This is a genomic window from Streptomyces sp. f51 (assembly GCF_037940415.1).
Lineage (GTDB): Bacteria > Actinomycetota > Actinomycetes > Streptomycetales > Streptomycetaceae > Streptomyces.
Genome location: NZ_CP149798.1, coordinates 5047132 through 5066758, shown reverse-complemented (window position 1 = coordinate 5066758; position 19627 = coordinate 5047132). Strand labels below are relative to the sequence as shown.

Annotated in this window: 12 protein-coding genes; 6 read left to right on the top strand and 6 right to left on the bottom strand. The window is 68.6% G+C overall.

Annotated elements, in window-relative coordinates; genetic code table 11:
- Positions 1-800: 800 nt before the first annotated feature.
- The 4 genes from WJM95_RS22185 to WJM95_RS22170 all read right to left on the bottom strand — a co-directional run bounded on the left by WJM95_RS22185 (position 801) and on the right by WJM95_RS22170 (position 11813).
- Positions 801-3776 carry a DUF499 domain-containing protein gene (locus WJM95_RS22185; RefSeq protein WP_339131487.1) on the bottom strand — a complete coding sequence of 992 codons (2976 nt, stop codon included), beginning with the start codon at positions 3774-3776 and terminating at the stop codon, positions 801-803.
- 2 nt (positions 3777-3778) lie between these two features.
- A complete protein-coding gene (locus WJM95_RS22180) occupies positions 3779-6559 on the bottom strand; it encodes a DUF1156 domain-containing protein (protein ID WP_339131486.1) in 2781 nt (926 codons plus the stop codon).
- A complete protein-coding gene (locus WJM95_RS22175) occupies positions 6556-9714 on the bottom strand; it encodes a helicase-related protein (protein ID WP_339131485.1) in 3159 nt (1052 codons plus the stop codon). Before WJM95_RS22175 ends, WJM95_RS22180 begins: the two co-directional genes overlap by 4 nt.
- A 1586-nt stretch (positions 9715-11300) precedes the next feature.
- On the bottom strand, positions 11301-11813 hold the full coding sequence (locus tag WJM95_RS22170; protein ID WP_339131484.1) for a GNAT family N-acetyltransferase: 513 nt from the start codon (positions 11811-11813) through the stop codon (positions 11301-11303).
- A gap of 234 nt (positions 11814-12047) precedes the next feature.
- Here WJM95_RS22170 and WJM95_RS22165 point away from each other — a divergent pair, with 234 nt between their 5' ends.
- Positions 12048-12458, top strand: coding sequence for a hypothetical protein (locus WJM95_RS22165; RefSeq protein WP_339131483.1), 411 nt, complete (start codon positions 12048-12050; stop codon positions 12456-12458).
- A 39-nt stretch (positions 12459-12497) separates the two neighbouring features.
- Here the strand turns inward: WJM95_RS22165 and WJM95_RS22160 are convergent, their stop codons facing one another.
- Positions 12498-13613 (bottom strand): Ku protein, encoded by a 1116-nt coding sequence (locus tag WJM95_RS22160; RefSeq protein WP_339131482.1) that lies wholly within the window; start codon positions 13611-13613, stop codon positions 12498-12500.
- Between the two features lie 53 nt (positions 13614-13666).
- Between WJM95_RS22160 and ligD the strand changes: the two genes are divergently transcribed.
- Complete coding sequence (gene ligD / locus WJM95_RS22155) at positions 13667-14548, top strand: non-homologous end-joining DNA ligase (RefSeq protein ID WP_339131480.1); 882 nt, start codon at positions 13667-13669, stop codon at positions 14546-14548.
- A gap of 107 nt (positions 14549-14655) precedes the next feature.
- Here ligD and WJM95_RS22150 read toward each other — a convergent pair whose 3' ends face one another.
- The gene (locus tag WJM95_RS22150) at positions 14656-15459 is read right to left on the bottom strand and encodes a nuclease-related domain-containing protein (protein WP_339131478.1); all 804 of its coding nucleotides are present in this window, start codon (positions 15457-15459) and stop codon (positions 14656-14658) included.
- 99 nt (positions 15460-15558) lie between these two features.
- Here WJM95_RS22150 and WJM95_RS22145 point away from each other — a divergent pair, with 99 nt between their 5' ends.
- The 4 genes from WJM95_RS22145 to WJM95_RS22130 all read left to right on the top strand — a co-directional run bounded on the left by WJM95_RS22145 (position 15559) and on the right by WJM95_RS22130 (position 19625).
- The gene (locus WJM95_RS22145) at positions 15559-16065 is read left to right on the top strand and encodes a dual specificity protein phosphatase family protein (protein ID WP_339131476.1); all 507 of its coding nucleotides are present in this window, start codon (positions 15559-15561) and stop codon (positions 16063-16065) included.
- 298 nt (positions 16066-16363) lie between these two features.
- Positions 16364-17554, top strand: coding sequence for a hypothetical protein (locus WJM95_RS22140; protein ID WP_339131475.1), 1191 nt, complete (start codon positions 16364-16366; stop codon positions 17552-17554).
- Positions 17551-18834 carry a HAMP domain-containing sensor histidine kinase gene (locus WJM95_RS22135; protein ID WP_339131473.1) on the top strand — a complete coding sequence of 428 codons (1284 nt, stop codon included), beginning with the start codon at positions 17551-17553 and terminating at the stop codon, positions 18832-18834. The genes WJM95_RS22140 and WJM95_RS22135 overlap by 4 nt, the downstream gene beginning before the upstream one ends.
- 71 nt (positions 18835-18905) lie before the next feature.
- Positions 18906-19625, top strand: a complete 720-nt coding sequence (locus WJM95_RS22130; protein ID WP_339131471.1) for an SH3 domain-containing protein — start codon at positions 18906-18908, stop codon at positions 19623-19625.
- Positions 19626-19627: the final 2 nt, after the last annotated feature.

Sequence of the window (19627 nt, the reverse complement as noted above, 5' to 3'; positions counted from 1 at the left end):
GCCCTAAGTATGACGGAGGGTCAATGTCAGTAGGCATCCATTCGCGACATCCGCAGCTACGTCCCCTCCGCAACGGTCGCCGAAGGAGCGGAAGTTCTCCCTGAGCACTTTGAGCTGCTTGAACCCGTGAGGTACACGGGACCTGTGAAGCCGTGTCTACGGAGCGCTACAACCGTAAAGAGGCCCGGCCTGAGACCGGGCCCCGGCCTTGCTTTGCTGAGATGGTTGAGCGCTGGCGCGACCCGTAGTTGCCTTCACGGACCGGCCGTCGTGGCCTGCTCTGGTCGACGCTAGGGCAGCGTGGCTGAGGCTGGTTGGGGTGCAGCGAGGCATACGCGTGCGTGGTCGGTCAGCGCACCCGCCGTCGTGGCTGACTGTCTTCGGCTGAGGTTCAGGCGGCGCGCATCGAGGGTGCCGGCCGTCAGTCGCGCGCGGCAAAGCTGGGCCGTCTCTGGGCCGTCCGACGTTGCTCAACAGCGGCCAATGACGACCAACGTCGACCACCAGGCGCACGAGCCCACCGCCCCTGAGCTGGGAAGTGCCAGGTCCCCAAGATCTCCGGCAAGACCCAGGGCAAGAAGAAGTAGGCCATCTCGACTCAGCCTCCTGCCTTTAGCGTTCGTGCAGGCAGGAAGCTCAGTGTCATGCGCGGACCTCAACACACCTGATACACCGGTCGGGACGCTACGATTTCGCGTCTTTGTCCAGTCCCTCAGCCTCCGGCCAATCGCGGAGCATAGGGCAATCCACTGCCCGGCTGCGCGTAATACCAGTGCCTTGGCGTCCGCTCACCCGACTGATTAGAAGTCGTCATCCTCGACCCTAACGCGTGCACCTGCCTGTTGCGCCTTCTGCTCCATAGCCCCTTGTGCGCCCTCTGACGTAATAAGCGTGACGCTCAGGCTAATGAGCTGGTGGTTAGTGCCGGGTGCATCGAGGACCTTGCTCAGTTCCTTGAGTAGTTGCCAGACCTGCTCACGAGCATCTGGAGCGGTGATGCTGCGGTTGGTGAGTTCGATGATGTACCGCTTGAAGGAGGTGAGATCCGAGCTGCTCGGAGCGGCACCTCCAATGCTGGCCTCGCCGGCCTGTCCCGTCGCGGCCCGGTACTCCTGGTCGTCCACGCCAAATAGCCGTCCGGGCTCTCCGCCGCTGACTGGCCCGCCTGGCTGCTTAGGGATCGAGATCGTTGCAGTGCTCTTGGACACACCACCGGCGGCGGGCACGGTCTCCGCCTCCTTGACCGCCCGCCGAAGATTCTGGCTGATGGAGCCGATCGAGATATGTTCCGGGGAGGCGACGGCAAGCTTGTCACCGTCGGAGTCTGCCAATTCCCAGCCGTTGCGGAGCAGGGCGAAGATTGCCTGGCGTATTTCGTCGGTCGCGGTAACCAGGGGGAACAAGGGATTCTTGTAGAAGGATTGGACGACCTCGCGTGGTGTCAGGGTGCGCTCGAAGGTTTCGAGCAGAGCTGCGAGATAGTCCGCCGAGAGGCCCGCCATATTCGTTGCGCGACCAGCCTCGACGAGCGCCGCCCATACCTGGTCCCCGCGCAGGGATGACTTGCTGTCGTCGTCGAACCGCTTGAACTCCACATGCAACCCGTCCGAGGCGCGGACGAGGTATGCGAAGTGCTGGAAGGCCTTCTCGATGTCCTTCTTGAGCTTGTCCTCGGCCTCGGTCACCTTGGTGGTGGCCTCGCGGAACTCGTCGGTGTCCTCGGGGTTGATCTGCTTGAGGACACTGCGCCAGGCGAGGACCTCCCTTGCTCGCTTGCGCGCCACGTCCCGCCGCTGTGTGTTCACGCAGGCCACGACGCAGCTGGCGGCATTGTCCACGCGCAGCGCGTCGGGTCCGAGCCCTAGGAGAGCGGTAATCTCGGCGCGGCTGAGGGTGTCCTTGCCGTTGAGCAGGGTCCACCGGCGCGGGTCGAGCACGACGAGGCGGGTGACAGCCGAGTCCACCCCGTCAAACGTGCGCGGGAGGTCGATGTCCCCGGTGGCAGTCGGCGCATCAATGAAGCGGATCTCATCGAAGGTACCGCGCCGAGCAAGTCTGTGCGTCTGCTCCCACACCAGCTTTTCGCACGAGGGTGGGTCCACCAGCGCGAGGGAGGCGGTGAAGTACATCCGGAGCGTCTGCCTGATGGACAGGTAGTAGCGCCCGGGTGCGTTGGTCGGCTGGGTGATCTCAAGTGCGCCGAGGCCGTCCTCGCCAGTGAGGGCGTTAAAGATCTCCTCAGCGTCGGTGTAGGGGGTACCGGGGGCCGGAGTCGGCTCGAGGATGGCCGCAAGCATCTCGGTCTTTGTCGCTCCTCGGCCGCCGCGAGGGCGGGCGACCATCGAGTAGCAGAACAGGGCGCTGGCCATCCGCACGCCTGCGTGGTCCTGGCGGGCAGTGACACCGGCGGTGCGCAGCCGCTGATCGATGGCGACCGCGCGTCCTGCGGACCCGTCGGTGCTGGTGATGTCAGTGGTTGCGACGGAGCGATAGCCCTGGATAGCCCGGTCATTGCCCATGAAGAGGCCGGAGGACAGCAACTGCTCGAGGGCGGTTGTGAGGGGGATGTCGCCGACGCCGATGAGGGCTGGCGCCCAGCGCCCGGCTTGGTGTTCGGTGACCCAGTGCAGCGCGGTCCGGGCGAAGATTGCGACCGTGGAGCGGACGCGCTGGAAGTTCTGAACCTGCGACCACTCCTCTCGCACCAGTCGCATGAGCTCGGGATGGAAGGGGTAGCTTGCCTCGACTCGCTCAGCGAAGCCGGTCAACGCGCGATTCGGGCCGAGCTTGTCGAACACCTTGTCTCGCCAACCGATATCGCTCGCCATGTCGTACTGTTTGGCAACGCGCGACGCCGCAGCGCCCACCTCGGCCGGCTCGAACAGGCGGCGCTGGATAATCGAGGCGAAGTCGTGGGACTCAGTCACCGCGACCCTGCCGTCCGGGCCGTTACGTACGAGCCGGTCAGAGACATAACTCCGAAAATCATCGGCGAGCGGCGGATAACCGCGCTCGTCCAGCTCGCTGCGTATCATGACCACGACACATACGACGCGGGGAACGTCGTCACAGGCGTCCATGAGGGCGTTGAGGAACGCCTTCTCGTTGGGCATGCGATCGACGTTGGTCACGTCGGCGAGCTGCAGCACGTAGTCCATGAGCTCGTCGAGCAGAATGAGTACCGGCCGTCCCGCGTCGCTGAGCGCTTGCTGCAGCGTCCCTTTGTTTGGTCCTCCCTCGACGTAGCGCTGGTAGCGGTCCATGTCGCCACCGGTCAGCGACCAGAGGAACCGCTCGAACAGGTTCGTGGCCGGGCCGAATGTCTCGCTGGGCCTGCCGGGGCTGAAGTAGTCGGCCGTGAGGACGACGGCCTGGGCGCCGGTGAGGTCTACGTCGCGGCCGCGCAGCCCCGCTTCAATGCGGACCTTCCGGCCCAGCTCGGTAGCGAAGAACTCCTGCGGTGAGTTGGCCATGTGGTAGAGCCCGACAAGGGCATGGCTCTTGCCTCCACCCATGCCTTGGTCCAGGTGGAACAGGGCCGTGGTCTCGGCGTTGGTGCCTAGCCGGCGAGCAACGCGACTGAAGAAGCCCACGAGATTCGGGGTGGGCTGGGTGATGTCGCCGTAGTAGTCGACCTTGCGGTAGGGCACGTCAACGGTCTGGTAGACGGCCTTGTGCAGGCTCATCTGCAGTTCGCCCACTGAGCCGTCGGACGCGGTGACCTCGGGCCGGAGCGTGAGGACATCGGCCCAGTGCGAAGCGGTGCCGGTCGACATGCTCAGGACTCCTTGGTGGTAAACGGCAGCATGGGCTGGTCGTCGCGCTCAGTTGCGGCGAGTGCGGTGGTGACTCGATGCGCAAGGTTGGCGATGGTGCCTGCGTTGCGCTGAACGGCGGTGAGAGCCTTGGCGACGGTGTCGCTTGGAGGCAGCTGCGCAAGGATCTCCCCGACGACGGCCCACAGGTGTGTGTCAGTGGGCTGCCGCTCAGATTCAGCGACGACAGCAGCAACACCTTCGGTGGCGCCCTGGTCCCAGGCGGCGGCCATAGCCCGGACCACCTCGAACGTCGAGGACTTTTCGCTAACAGCGCTCGGGGCGTCGAGCCGCAGCTTGTAGCCGCTCTTACTCTCGGTGAGTAGCGCGCCGCGCAGATCCTCCAGATGTAGGTTGTCCGCTTGCGCGAGAAAGCGAGCCTCTCCCTTGGGAACGTCCGAGCGTGCGAACAGTCGCTGCCAGAAGACGGCGAAGCGAGTCGGGGCGTCGAACGTCTCAAGCGGCAGCTCGTCCAGCTTGAGCGCCGTGGCATCGCGGACAGCGGCCCGCGCCAGCGTGAGGTAACGGTCGAGTTCGGCCTGGGTGCCGTCGGGCTTGAGAATTTTGGCGTAGCGACCGTAGACCTCCATCGCTGGCCCGTATGCAGCCATGAGCTGGTCAGTGAGGGCCAGGCCGTCACGGTCCCATTCCCGCACAGCGGTCTTGACCCGCTCGACGGCTTCACGATCAACCTGAGTGGCGGTGGCGACCGGTCGGTTCGCGGAGGCAACACGGCAGCCGATCGCGACTGTGACCTTGATGCTCGCCACACCAGTCGAGGCTGTCTCCGTTCTCGACGGCCAGGAACTGGTGACGACAAAGCCGGCATCATGCAGGGCGCCGAGTAGCCGTCGCCAGGCGTCAGGGTCGGAGTGCCCAAACACGACGACGAGGTGACCGTCCGCGCGCAGCACGCGCCGTGCCTCGCCGAACGCACGGCTCAGCATCTGCTCATAGAAGTCGCGGGTCCGGTGCTCACCGGGAGCGTTGCCGCGCTTGACAATGATCTCGTCACTCTTGTCCTGCAGCCCCGGAACAGCGAAGAGATCTGGAAAGACATCGAAGAGGCAACGCTTCAGCCAGACGTGAAACAGATCTGACGCGTCTGCATAGTCGATCATGTTGTAGTACGGCGGGTCGGTCACGACCGCATCTACCGAAGCATCACGGTAGGGGAGGGCTATCGCGGAGGCGCGGCGGAAGCGGCCCGGACGTCCTGCAGCACTTCCCTCGATGACCTTCTTGAGCGCCTGTAGACCGCTGTCAGTGACGCCCGCCCAGGTGCCCGGACCGTTCCCCGGCCCCGCCTCGAGGTAGTCGAACTGAAAGGACACCTTGCTCTCATCCGCGAAGATGTGGTCGACCTGGACCCATGTCCCCTTGCGCGAGGCATTACCACCGAAGGCGCGTAGCTTCGCGCCCCGAGTGGAGTACCGGAGTCGTCGCTGCATGGTGGCTGCGGCGTAGGCCGTGAGCGCGTCCGCGTAGTCGGTGGTGAGTTGCGCAGCCAAAAGGTCGGTACGAATCCCACGAATGGCGCGGACCGTCTCCGCGAAGAGAAGGGCCTGCCTATCGTTCATGAGGGCGCCGTAAGTGCGGTAGCCGTACCCACTGGCCCGGATTGCGTCTTGATTACCAGGCGGGATCGCCTCATCCGGAACAGCAGTGAAGGGGCCAAAGCCGTCGAGTCGGGCAAGGTCAACGGACTTCGCGGCTGCCATCTCGCCAGCCTTCGGGGCGCGGAATGTCTTACCGATTCCCTCGTTCTCCTCACCGACCGCGAGGAGTTCGTCCTCATACTCGCCAGCGAAACCCTTCGCTTTGACGGTGTCGAGCGTATGAACGTGTCCGCAGGACGGAAACGGGCAGCGAGCGCTCTTGCCCCTGCGGCCCGCCGCCGCCGAGAACGTCGGGCGCTGGGCGGGGTCTCCGTCCACGACCTGAGGACGCCACCGGTCACCGTCAATGACGAGTTCAAGCGACTGCCCGTAGTCCCCGTCACGACCCGAGGGATACTGCAGTCGCATCCCGCCGATAAGGGGGAAGCGCCGGCGGCACTGGTCACAGGGGATGCTGACGGCCCACAGGTACGCCCATGGCACCTTGCCACGGCTATTGGCCGGGTAGTAGGGACCGACAGCCTTGGCCACACGCTTGTTCACTTCAGCGAGTACAGCGCGGACGTCCCGCAGAAGCCGCGGCTCATCGTCGCTGAAAAGTCTGCCTTCCGGCTCGGCTCCACTTGCGAAGGGGACAACGGCCTCAGCCGACCAATCGCGCAACGGATAATCGGCCAAGAGGCGCCCGCCCAGTGTTGCAACGGGGCTGAGGTCCGTCCCAACAGCGGTCACACCGAGTCGTGCTGCCTCGAGGGGGATGATGCCCCGGCCGCTGAACATATCGAGTACGACGGGGCGACCGGTGGGGTACTCCTCCTCGATGGCTTCGCGAAGACGACCCAGCGCAACGCTGCTGCCCGCCTCTACGGCCAGTCGGACGTCTGCGTGAAGGTCATCGCGGTCAGGTAGCAGCGTTGTAAGTACGGCGGCACGGGCTTGCGCAATAGGGCGAGAAGCGAACCAGGTGAAGAGCGCCTTCTCGCTCCGGCCGGATCCCGCCGGGGTACCGACGGCGGCATCGACCGAGGAGCACGGGTACCAGTGGTCGATCAGGCGGCTGCGAACGTCGCTGACGTCCGCGTTGGCCGTTGCGTCAGTCGACGGCGCCTGGGTGGTGGTGGTCACCGTTGCTCTCCCATCAGCCGACGAAGGTCGGCAACCTTGATCTGAAACCGCTCGATGCGCCGTGGCCCGGTGGCTAGCAATCCAGCCGGGTCCTGGGCGCGGACGAGGACTGTCGGCGATATGGCGCAATCGGCAACGACGTAGAGCCAGTAGTCCTGGCCACGCTGCTGCGCCTGAGCCCACTCGTGCTGCTCCAGCCACACCGGCTCCAAGCCTGCGTGGAAGCCCTTGACCTCAACGAGGCGTTGTTCTCGGGTCGTGCGGTGCCGGGCGAGCAGGTCGTAGCCGACGCCGGCGGTCTGACGGTCGTCCACGTCGAAACCAAGCCGGTCCAGCTCGGCCAGAACGGTGGCCACCGCGACCGCCTCGCTGTCCGGGTCGTAGCCGAGCTGATCGGCACGGGCCTCACCGATGACGTGTGCCCAACCAACCAAGCGGGGAGCGCTCTGCCCGACCTTGTCGATGTCATCAAGCTGCGCGAGACGGTGACGCTTGAGCTCCTCGAAGCGAGACATCCGCTCACGCCGTTCGATGGCGGGCAGATCCTCGAGCTCATCCATGTAGCGGTACTCGACCTGGTCAAGCTGCTGGCGCGCCTTGTCGACCCACGCCTCCCGCTCAGCCCGCGCGCGGACGACCTCGCGCGTGAGCGCAGCACGGGCTTCCAGTTCGCTGTCGTGCCTCAGCGCCGGCGACAGGGGCGGCGCGACATGGCTGGCACCGATTGGCCGGAGCAACATGAGGGACTCCCAAGCGCTCTCGAATGCTCCAGCGCCGGAGTACCGGATTAGGACCGGGGACTTTCGCCGCTGCCGGCGGACGCCGTCGTGTACCTCGACCTCGGCGTCGTAGACCAGGACGGTGTAGTTCGTCAGCGACGCGGGGTCGCTGAGCACCGTGCCCCGGATGAGCTCGCTCTCGCCGGCACGCAGCGCAAGGTCGGTCAGTTCAGCGAACGACTCTTCGGTAGGCCCAAGCACGATGACGTCGTCCAGTCCCTGAGAGCCGTCATTGATCGCCTGCCGAACGGAAGAACCGTCAGCAGCGACCAGCGCCTCGTGCTCACCGCCGAGGGTTGGCGGCAGCAGCCGGGCCGAGTTGACACGGCGGATGCCCTTGGCCGGCCCCGGGCCGAGGCGCCACTGCTCGGCAAGGGCGAGCTGGTCGACGAAGCCGTCAACTATGACGGGGTTGATCGCCTCGAGGCGATCGCTACGGAACCGATCGAGCGCGGCCTCGGTGTTAGCGGGCGTGTGGAGCCGGTCCTCGTCGCTGACCAACTCTTGCGCCTTGGACAACAACTCGGCTGTATCGGGAACCGTGACGGCCTGACCGGCTTGAGCGTCGATGAGCGCGCGGGTGTAGTCGAAGCCAGCACGGGCGGCGGTCGCGTCGAGCAGATCGAAGATCCGTCCGTCGAGCGCCTTGCCGGCGGCCTCCAGGTTGCCGAGCATGACCTCCTGGACCCGACCCTCACGGGTATCTGGCGCAACGAGGTGGTAGATGTGCACCGGCTTGGTCTGGCCGATACGGTGCAATCGGCCCATGCGCTGTTCGAGGCGGACAAGGGACCACGGAATGTCCCAGTTGATCATGACGTGCGCGGACTGCAGGTCGATGCCCTCGCCGCCGGCGTCGGTGGAGACGAGGACCTGGAACTCACCGGCGAGAAACCGCTGCTGGAGCTGGTCGCGCTCATGGTGCCTGACTGCACCCTCGAGGGTCTCGACGCTATACCCGTCGTGGCTGAACTGACTGGCGAGCCAGCGGGCAGTGTCGGCGAACTCGGTAAAGATGAGCAGCTGGCCTTGCCCCGGTGCGATGCCGTGGTGGGTGAGAAGCTTCTGGGTGCGGAGCCACTTCGTGGACGGGCCAGCGGTCGTGGCCAGTCGAATGATAGCGATGACCCCGTCAATCGCCGTGAGCTCTTCGCTCTTGCTGCGGCTGCGAGCATTAACGACTATGCCCTCGGCACGCTCCCATGCCTCGTCGTCCTCGACGGCAAGGTTCACTGAACCGTCCCCCTGAGTGAACTCGTCAGGTATGGGGCCGTCGACTCGGCCGGACGCTGGGCCCTTGAGGGCCTCGTGCCGCCGCGCGATCGTGGCGGCAGCGGCCACCATTGCAGAAGCGGCTCGCTTACCGTAGATCGAGCGGGCCAGGGTTGCGTTCTCGCCGTAGTAAGTGTCGACGTAGTCCATCACCGCTGTGTAGGCCGCGAGCTCGGGGCCGCTGAGGTCGACCGACACAGTCTCGGCGTACCGAGGCGGGAAGAGATCATTCCCCTCGAAGTCCTTCAGCTCCTCCTTCATCCTCCGCAAAAAGGACAATGTCGAGGGCCTCAGCGCATTGTCGTACTCGGTCTGTCGCGGGTCCCAGGGGTACAGCGTGGGGTCGAGGAGGCTGAGCAGGCCACGGAAGTAGTGCTCCTTGCCCCGGTGCGGCGTTGCGGTCAGCAGCAGAAAGTGGTGGGTGCGGCTCGCCACATCCCTTGCGGCGCCGAGGTACTGAGAAGTAGGCGTCAGTCGGTGCGCCTCATCGAAGACCGTGAGCGACCACGATGCCCGGGCCCCGGAGATCTTGCGCCGAACGTCCGTGTTGTACGTGTACAGGTCCACACTCACAACCCACACACTGACGCGCGGGTCGAGGTCACGAGGGTCCCTGGCCACGTCAGGAGTGACCGTCGCCGCCTCAATCGCGAAGTAGCGACGCAAGTCCCGCTTCCACTTCTCCACGAGGTGCGCGGGTACGATGATCACCGTTCTGCCAGGTATCAAACCTCGCCGCGTACCCTCGGCGATGTACATGCCTGTCATGATCGTCTTGCCGGTGCCCGGTTCATCGGCGAGCAGGAATCGCAGGCGTGGCTGGGCCAGCATGTGGCTGAATACGGCCTCGTCCTGGTGCGCATACGGCCGCAGCGGGCGCGTGGCAAGGACAGCAGAACGGATACGGGGGACGGCGTACTGCATCCACCGGCCCCACAGCGCGGCCAGCGCTCGGGCAGGATCGCCATCGGCATCATTGACAGGAACGACAGCCGCATGCAATTCAGCAAAGCTCAGCGCAACGTCGGTGAGTGTGCCGTCGCTGCGGCGCACGACGAGGTCGACGCCATCGCCAGCATCGGTAGCCGCGACGACGGTAGCCATCCCTCCGTCGATGAAGAGTTGGCTACCAGGGGACGGTAGATCGTCCGAGTCCTTCCCGCTCATATCTAACCCCGCTCACGGCTGACAGTGCCCACCGGACCACGCCCACTAGAAGTCCTTCGCGGCGCCCAGTACCCCCCGGACACCACCGAGAATCGTGCAGAACTGTACGTGTTTCTAAGAGAGTTGGTTACCAAAGACCCTTGGGGCGCCGCACCCGCGCACGTCGCTGACGTGGCCCCTCCGGAGATAAAGCATGACTGGTTAACGGTCGTGTGGATCATCATGCATACCGCGAAGGTGATGTGGAGATTGCGTGATCAAAGCGTGATCCATGTCAGGCATCACCGCGAACGCGGCCAGCGTCCGCGAGCATGCGTCAGCACCACAATCGCGGTGCCATCGACCGCGCCTGCGGGTCTCTGGGCGTCTGCTGCTGCCGCCCCCGCCTCCGGCCAAACGCCAGAGAGGCGCAACGGAGCGGGACGGTGGCGGAATACTCCGGCTAACGCGTGCGCTGGCTACCTCACGCGTCGGCACGCCAGTGCGGACTACCCGTTGAACTCCCACCACATGGGGGGCAGATCGGCGAGTGGGCCTGGCGGCTTAAGCGCTTTGCCTTTGATTGCAGGCTTGGCCTGCACGATGCGATGCCGGGGGCGCTGTGCCTCCTGAGCGGCTATCCTCTGCTCCAGCCACTTGGCGCGCTGCTCAGCAACCTGGTCACTTTGCCGCTGCACCCGTTCCCGAGCCCGCTGGTGTCGGGACTTGGGACGTGACTGCCGCTGAGCCGGAGGTGCCGCGGCATCCTGCACCTTCTCGTGACATCGCCGACACAGGAAACCCTGAGGATACGGCGTTGCTCGGGCCGTGTTCGGGCAGTCCGGCTGGCTGCATAAGGCGCTGTTCAAGCTGTCCCCCCTGGACGCACTGGGCGTCTACGCTACTCTCTGTACCCAGGAAGCACCACCAGGGTGACACCTCCAGTCATCATCGAGGCCCAGAATCTCCTTGGAGCGCGAGAACACTTCGAGCGCCCGCTTCCTATGCATGGGGAGATCCGGTCTCGTGTGGCCGCGGAAAGGTATTCATCCGCCTCCGCCGTCAGCTCGACGTACTCGCTGAAGACTTGTAGGTACAGGATGGCGAGTTGGCCAACCTGACGATGAATGAGGTAGTGGCGATTCGGAGACAGAGCGCCAGGCGTTGGTCGATCGTCGATTTTCACAGTCTGGGTGCTCAGTCGGCAATCGGGAGGGTCCCCGGGCCTGTGGACTATGTGTGGACTTGGATACCCCGGTTGCCTCACGCAAGGCCGTGACCTGCCGCTTTGTCGGCGAAGCAAGCCCCCTCCGGAGCCGTGTGTCCTTGCCCGGGTGTGTTCTGGGGCGGTAGTCGAGGAGGCTGTCATCGGCGCGAGCGTTGGGGCTGGGGTTTTGGCTCTTTGCCGGTGCGTGGCGGCTGACTTGTGTCGCTGGGGGCCTCGTCAGTGTTTCTTGTGCGGTTGTGGGGGCGGCTTGGAGGGGTTCCGGGGCTTTCGGCACGGGCGTTGTTGGGCGGGCGGCAGGGGTCTTGTGGCGTGGGGTTCAGCGCAGGGGTTTTTCCAGGAGCGTGAAGGACTTGGGGGTGCCTGTTGGTTGGGGTTTTGAGTTCTTGTGGCCCGTTGTCCTGTAGCCCGCCGCGATGTAGTACTCGGTCAGGCGGGTGTTGGTCGCCAGGCAGTCGAGGCGGGCCAGGCGGCGGCCCGTCTCCGCCACTCGGTGTTCGGCTGCCCGGAGGAGGCGGCGGCCCGTTCCCGTCGGGGCGTGGGTGTGGTCGGTCATCAGGCGGTGTATGTATCCGGCCATCGGGGGCTGTGGGCCCCAGGCGTCCGGGTCCGACCACCACAGTTCCCAGGCGCCCACTGTGCGGCCGTCGAGCTGCGCGACCCACACCTCTCCGTCCTTCATGATCCGGCGGAAGTGGTCCTCGTCCAGTTCACCGGGCTGCCATTGGCCCGTGGTGCCACGGGAGTTCATCCAGCGGGCGGCGTCGTCGCGCAGGCGCACCAGGGTGGAGAGGTCTTGGGCTGTGGCCGGGCGGAACCTGAGATCGCTCATTGGTCGATCCTCACATTCCCGCGCCTTGCCGCGCGGGTCCCGCGGTCACCGTCTTGGAGGAGCCCCGTCTACCGACGGCGCCGTAAACCTGCCGCAGGTCCCTGCGCGAGCGCGTGCGCCGGCGGGCGGTGGGCATCCTCGGTCAAGGTGACGTGGTGACGCGCGGAGAGACGAGGCGGGATGCGGTCCTGGCTGCGACAAGGGCTCTTTCAAGGACCTCAGTCCCGGGCCCACTTGGAAGCACTCAAGAGGCTCCAGCCCGAGCCGAAGGACATGTACGCCCACGACTACCTCTACGACTGTCTGAGCGTCCTGGACTCCAAGGCACAGGTGCTGCTGGCCTACGACGGCTTCCTGGTCGCCGCCGCCTCCGTCGTGCTGACCGTCCTTCCCGGAGGTGCCGGGTCAACGGCGCTTCTGGTCGCGGCACTTGTCGCGAGCGGTCTGTCCGGGGCGCTGAGCCTGATGGTCGTGTCCGTGCACTGGACCGACACCTACGACCTGGAGCACCCCGGCGACATCTTCCCCCGGCTGCTGGAAGTCCGTAATCAACGCACGCTCAGCTACCGGGTCTCCTGGGCGATCGCCCAGGTCGCCTCGCTTCTCCTGGTGTGCGGTGTCCTCGTTCATCTGCCGGGGTGGTGAGGGAGCGGGCGTGAGGACCAAGGCTTCACGCCGCGGTCCTCAGGCCGACGCCCGCTTGCGCGGTGCCGCCTTCTTCGCGGCCGTCTTCTTCGTCGCGGTCTTCTTCGCCGTGGTCTTCTTGGCCGCCGTACGGGAGGACGCCGTGCCGCCGGACCGTTTCGCGGCGGTCGTGCCCGAGGCCGGCTCCGACTCCGGCGCCGACTTGGCCGTCGACTTCCTCGCCGTCGTCTTCCTGGCCGCCGTCCTCTTCGCCGCGGACGTCGACTTCTTGCCGCCGACCTCCTTGGGCGCCGAACGGGTCGACCCGCGGGCCGTGGACTTGCCGGACGTCAGCGGGGTGACGTCGGCCTCCTCCCCCGCGTCCTCGCCCCGCGACTCCTTGGCCGCGCGCACGCTCTTCTCCAGCGCCGCCATCAGGTCGAGCACCTTGCCGCCCGCCTTCTCCCCCGAGGGGGACGCGGGTGCCTCGTGGCCCTCGGCCTTCGCGGTGACCATTTCCTCCACGGCCTCGCGGTAGTCGTCGTGCAGGTCGGCGAGGTCGACCTCGCCGAGGGTGTCCATCAGGGCGTCGGCCAGGTCGAGTTCCTTGTCCCGGACCGTGATGGCGGCGTCCGGGGCGACCTCGTCGGTGGCGCGGATCTCGTCCGGCCAGAGCAGGCCGTGCATGGCGATGACGTCGTCGACGACGCGCAGCATGCCGAGCCGCTCCCGGCCGCGCAGCGCGAACTTCGCCACGGCGACCTTCTGGCTGCGTTTGAGTGCCTCGCGCAGCAGGACGTACGGCTTGGCGGCCGGGACGCCGTTCGCGGCCAGGTAGTACGCCGTGTCCATCTGGAGGGGGTCGATGCGGTCGGCCGGGACGAAGGCCACGATCTCGATCGTCCGCGTGGTCGGGATGGGCAGCGAGGCGAGGTCCTCGTCCGTGATCGGGATGAGGGTGCCGTCGGCGTCCTCGTACGCCTTGCCGATCTCCGCGGTCGAGACCTCGCTGTCCTCCAGCTCGCAGACCTTGCGGTAGCGGATGCGGCCGCCGTCGTCGAGGTGGATCTGGCGGAAGGAGATCGCGTGGCTCTCGGTGGCGTTCACGACCTTGATGGGGATGCTCACCAGGCCGAAGGAGATGGCGCCGTTCCATATGGATCGCACGTGCAGCATCCTTCCGATCACGTTGAGCGAGGTTTGTGCTGTTTTCGTGGGATTGTCATCGTATGACGCCGATCACGGAGGTGGAGGGCAGAAGGCTCGCGCTCACCAATCTCGACAAGGTCCTCCACCCGGCCACCGGCTTCACCAAGGGCGAGGTGCTGCACTACTACGCCACGGTGGCGGACGTGCTCCTGCCGCATCTGCGGGACCGGCCGGTCTCCTTCCTGCGCTATCCGGACGGGCCGGACGGCCAGGTCTTCTTCACCAAGAACGTTCCGCCCGGTACGCCCGCCTGGGTCACCACCGCCGAGGTCCCGCGCACCGAGGGGCCCGCGCGCATGGTTCTCGTCCAGGACCTGCCCTCGCTCGTGTGGGCGGCGAACCTCGTGACGGAGTTCCACACGCCCCAGTGGACGATCGGCACGCCCGGGATCGCCGACCGGATCATGTTCGACCTCGACCCGGGGGCGCCGGCGACGGTCGTGGAGTGCTGCGAGGTGGCGCTGTGGCTGCGTGAGCGGCTGGCCGCGGACGGTGTCGAGGCGTACGCGAAGTCGTCCGGGTCGAAGGGGCTGCATCTGCTGGCGGCCGTCGCGCCGACTCCGTCCGCCGACGTCAGCGCGTACGCGAAGGAGCTGGCCGTGGAGGCGGAGAAGGCGCTGCCCCGGCAGGTCGTGCACCGGATGACGCGGAGCCTGCGGCCGGGAAAGGTGTTCGTGGACTGGAGCCAGAACGCGGGCCGCAAGACGACCGCCACCCCCTACACGCTACGGGCCAGGGCGGAGCCGGCCGTGTCGGCACCCGTGACCTGGGAGGAGGTCGAGGGATGCGGGTCTCCCGCCCAACTGGCCTTCCAAGCGGCGGACATCGCACCCCGGGTGCGGGACTTCGGCGATCTCCTGGCCCCGCTTTTCGACCCGGAGCGCGCCGGACGGCTTCCCTGAGTCGCCGGACGGCTGCCCGGAGCCCAGAGCATGCCCGGCGGCCGCCCGGCAGCGCCGAGCGCCCCGCACGGCCCCCCGAGCCATGCCCCCTGGGCACTCGTCCCGGCTCAGAGCCTCAGCCAGGTGCGCCGGTCCCGGGCCAGCGCGTGCAGGGCCTCCACGTCCGCCGGTTTGAGCACCCCGCCGAGCCGGGCCAGGCCCGCCAGGTCGGTGTCCCGCAGGACGCGGACCTCGCGCGCGGACGCCGGCGCGTCCAGGCGGGCGGGTCCGGCCACGGCGAGGACGGCGCGGACCTCGGCGGTCAGGGCGTGGGACGCGCGGTCGGCGTCGGCGCGGACCCGGCGCAGCAGCGGGCGTGCTTCGCGGCGGCCGACGGTGACCATCGGGCCGTCGACGCGGACGCGCTGCTTGTGGGCGTACAGGGCGTGCACGGCGAAGAGGCCGGCGGGGCCGATCAGCAGATGGTGGATGCGGTCGCCGCCGGGGAGCGGGAGCGAGTGCAGGGTGTGCCAGCCGCCTCCCTCCAGCCGGTCGAGGGCCGCGCCGACGGTCTGTTCCGCGGCGAGCGCGCGGCGTCGCAGGTCGGGGCGCAACCGGTGCGCGGGGCCGGGGTCCCGGTCGAGGTCGACCACCAGGGCCTCGCCGGGCCGGTTCGGCGCGAGGTCGTCGTCCGGGTGGAGGGCCAGGCGGGCCAGTTCGGCCGGGGTGGGGACGGGCGGCGGTCCGACCGTCACCGGGCCGGTCAGGAACGGGCCCAGGACGAGGAGCACGTCCTCGCGCCGGTCCTCGCTGAGCAGGTTGACCCTGGCCGTGTCACGGTCGTACCAGGCGACGCTCCTGCCGTCGGTCCCGCAGACGTACAGGCGCTCCTGTCCGTGCCGCCGGGCCGGTACGACGCGCAGTCCGTTCATGCACCATCACCCCATGACCATGGGAACAGGCGGGGTGCTCCGTGGGCAAGAACCCGGTTACCTTTGGCAGGAGTTGGGGCGGTTGGGTGGGAGGCGCTGTTGCGAACTCGCAGAAGATATCCGGATGTTCCGGTCCCGGAGAGCCCGTGGAGTGAGATCGTGCCCGGTCTGTGGATGGGCGGGCACGAGTTCGCCGGACGTTCGGGGCATCCGCAATCGGCCGTCGTACGCGATGAGTTCGACCTCGTCCTGACGCTGCTGCGGCAGCCGGGGCACGGCCCCGACGCGGGGGTCGAGCATCATGTGTGGCCGATCCCGGACGGGCCGCTCGACGGTACGCAGCTGACCGGGGTCATGCGGCTCGCGCGGGCCGCGGACGACGCGCTGGAGGACGGGCGCAGGGTGCTCGTCCGCTGCTATCACGGGTACAACCGCTCGGGGCTGGTCGTCGCCCACGCGCTCGTGCTGGCGGGGCACACCACCGACGACGCGATACGGCTGATCAGGGCCCGGCGCTCGCCCTGGGCGCTGCACAACGAGCTGTTCGTGGAGTATCTGCGGGCCGGGCTGTCCACGGCCCGGCTCCTGGAAGAGCTCGCGGAATAGGAGGCCCGGGAGCGCAACCCCGGAACCCCGGGGACCCGGAGAGCGGGACCCGGGGACTCGCGCGGCGAGGAGCGGTTCGGGCGGAGCGAGGGCCGGGTGCCGTGGCCGTCCGTGCGGGCGCAGGGGATCTCTGCGTGAATGGGGGGACGGGTCGGCCGGTCGGCCCGGTCGTGCGCGGCCGTCCGGTGCGCGCCCGGCCCCGGCCGTCATCCCGCGACGACAACCTTTCCCTCGCCGGTCCCGTACGGTGGCGGCGCTCCGGCGCGCTCGTACGGGGCGGCCCGGACACGGGAGCGCAGTGATCCGCAGCCGCCTCGCGCGAGGGCCCGCCGGAACCCGCCGCACCGACGGAAACGGGCGTGCCGGCAGCACCGGCCGCACCGACGGAACCGGCCGTACGGACACGACCGGCCGCACTGACGGGACCAGCCCTACGGACTCAACCGGCCCAGCCGACGGAACCAGCCGTACGGACACAACCGGCCCCGCCGACGGAACCAGCCGTACCAACACAACCGGCCGGATTGACGGAACCGCCGGCAGGACCGCCCGCACCGACGGACCCGGCCGAACCGGCACGACTGCCGGCACCGACGGAACCGAGCGGTCACCCCGCACCGGCCACCCCGCCCACCTCGCCACCGCCGGCGCCGGCGCCGGCGCCCGCGCCCGCACCCGCACCCGCACCCGCACCCGCACCCGCGCCACCACTCTCGCCGCCCTCCTCGTCACCGTCCTGGCCGGCTGCGGTGACTCCGGCGCGTTGCACTCCGCCGGCGCGACCCCCGCCGCGGTCGGCCCGACCCGGCTGTGGCCTCGGCTGCCGCCCGCCTCGACGCCCGCGGTCGACTACGGCGAGGCGGACACCGAGACCGTCAAGGGGGTCACCGCGCCCGGCGACGACATCCGCGCCCTGGACCCGGTCGCGGTCGTACGCGCCGAGGTCGCGGCCCATCCGGACGAGTACAGCGGCCCGCACGCGGCGTACGCGGAGACGGCGCGGCAGCTCAAGGACTGCGGACGGCCGGGCGCGCGGGGCCGGACGTGCCCGGTCCTGCGGGCGTACTACCGCGATCTGACCGGCGACGGGAAGGCCGACATGGTGCTCGGCATCCGTTTTCCCGCCCACCAGCTGGCCGTACGCGTGTACACGTTCCTGGATCACCGGCTGGTGCAGGTCATGGGGACGGCGGACAGCGTGGTCAGCGTGGAGCTGGCGGGCCGCGATGTGATCATCCGCTCGCCCTCGACCCTGCCGGGATACGAGTTCCGTACGGTCTGGTCCTGGGACCCGCACCAGAACGCGATGCTGGCGACCCGTGACGAGATCCTGCGGGTCGGACCGCCGACGCGCGCGGGCTCGCCCACCCCCGGACGGTCCCCCTCCGCCCGCCGGGCGTCCGCCACGCCCGCCTCCCCCACCGGATCCCCCTCCGCGGTCCCCCCGGCGGCCGACACCGTGTTCCCTCCGTCCGCGGGCGCGTCATGAGGCGGCCGCTGCGTCTGCCGCACTGGACCGCCACCCTCACCTGGAAGGCGGCGGCGTTCATCGCGGTGATGTGCTGCTGTCTCGTGGCCCTCCTCGGCGCCCTGGTGCACGTCTCGGTGACCGAGCAGACGGTCGGCGAGGCACGCGACCGCGCGCTCGGCCGGCTCGCCGACGTCACCGCGGCCTACGAGGCGGGCGACCGGCTGCCGCCGGACGCGGGCGTCGACCCTCCCGGGCTGCCCCCGCGGCTGCGGGAGCTGGCGGCGGACGGCAAGCGGGGCACGATGGTCGGCGAGCACGACGCGCATCCCACGATGTGGGCGGCCGGGCCCGCCGGCGGAGGTCGGGCGCTGGCCGTCCAGTTCGACTATGCCCAGGGCGCGCACGCCATCGACGCCCTGGACCGGGCGATCGTGTGGTCCTCGGCCCTGGCGATCGGCGTGACCCTGCTGGTCGGCGTGTTCGCGGTGACCCGGGTGACGCGCCGGCTGCACGCGACGGCGCGGGTGGCACGGCGGATCAGCGCGGGCGACCTGGACGCGCGCGTCAACGACCCGCGGGCCCAGGACCCGTCGCGGCCGCAGGACGAGGTGGCCGCGGTCGCGGGCGCGCTCGACACGATGGCGTCCTCGCTCCAGGGCAAGCTGCTGAGCGAGCAGCGTTTCACGGCGGACGTGGCGCACGAGCTGCGTACGCCGCTGACCGGGCTGCACGCGGCGGCCGAACTGCTCCCGCCCGGGCGGCCCACGGAGCTGGTGCGCGACCGGGTGGCCACGCTGCGCATGCTCACCGAGGACCTTCTGGAGATCTCCCGGCTGGACGCCCGTACCGAGCGTCTGGAGCTGGACTCGGAGCCGCTGGTGCCCCTGGCCGAACGGGTGGTGCGCGCGTCGGGGACCGACACCGAGGTCCGGGTGGTGCGGGGTGTGCGGGTCGAGACCGACCGGCGGCGGCTGGAGCGGGTGCTCGGGAACCTGGTGGCGAACGCCCACAAGCACGGCAGGGGGCCGGTGGTGCTGACCCTGGACGGCCCGGTCGTCACCGTACGGGACCACGGGGACGGGTATCCCGGCTATCTCCTGGAGCACGGTCCGCAGCGCTTCCGTACCGAGGGCGGTGCGAAGGGCCACGGGCTCGGCCTGACGATCGCGCTCGGCCAGGCGGAGGTCCTGGGTGCGCGGCTGGAGTTCGCCGACGCGCCGGACGGCGGTGCGGTGGCCACGCTGACGCTCCCTCAGGACGGCCGGAGGGAGCCGGGCGTCTCCGATGGCGGAGCGTGAACTGCGGTCCCCGGCTCGCGATCCTAATGTGGCGGTAAGTCAGCTTCACCCCCTTCCTGGAGGAGCCCTCCATGTCCCTGCGGTCCACGTACACCCGAATCGGTATGGCCCTCGCCGCCGGCAGCCTCGTCGCCCTCGCCGGTGCCACCCCCGCCCTCGCCGACGGCGACGGCGGCAACGGAAGCGGTGACAACCACCAGTCGAGCAACGGCACCGGCGGCCACCAGTGGAACAACGGGGGCGGCGGAGGCGGTGACGGCCGGGAGCAGGGCACCGGCAGCGGCGGCCACTCGTGGAACAACGGGGGCGGCGGCGGGGGCAACCAGAACTGGACCAACGGCGGCGACGGCGGTGGCGGTGGCGGCAACGGCCACTCGTGGAACAACGGCGGCGGCGGAGGGGGCGGCACGGGGCGCGAACCGTCCAACGGGAACGGGAACGGCCGAGGTGACGGGAACGGCCGAGGTGACGGGAACGGGCGGGGCGACGGGAACGGGCGGGGCGACGGGAACGGGCGGGGCGACGGCTTCGGTCAGAGCAACCAGAACAACCCGCGCCTGTACCAGGGCCGGATCACCGCCCGCGGCGGCCTGGCCCTGCGCAGCTCCCCGACCCGCGGCAGCCAGCTCATCCGGGTCGCGCGGCAGGGGGAGATCGTCTCCATCTTCTGCAAGACCCCGGGCGAGAACGTCGGCGGCAACCCGCTGTGGTACCTCCTCACCGACGGCACCTGGGCCTGGGGCGCCGCCCGCTACATCGACAACATCGGTCCGTCGCCCCGCTGGTGCTGAGG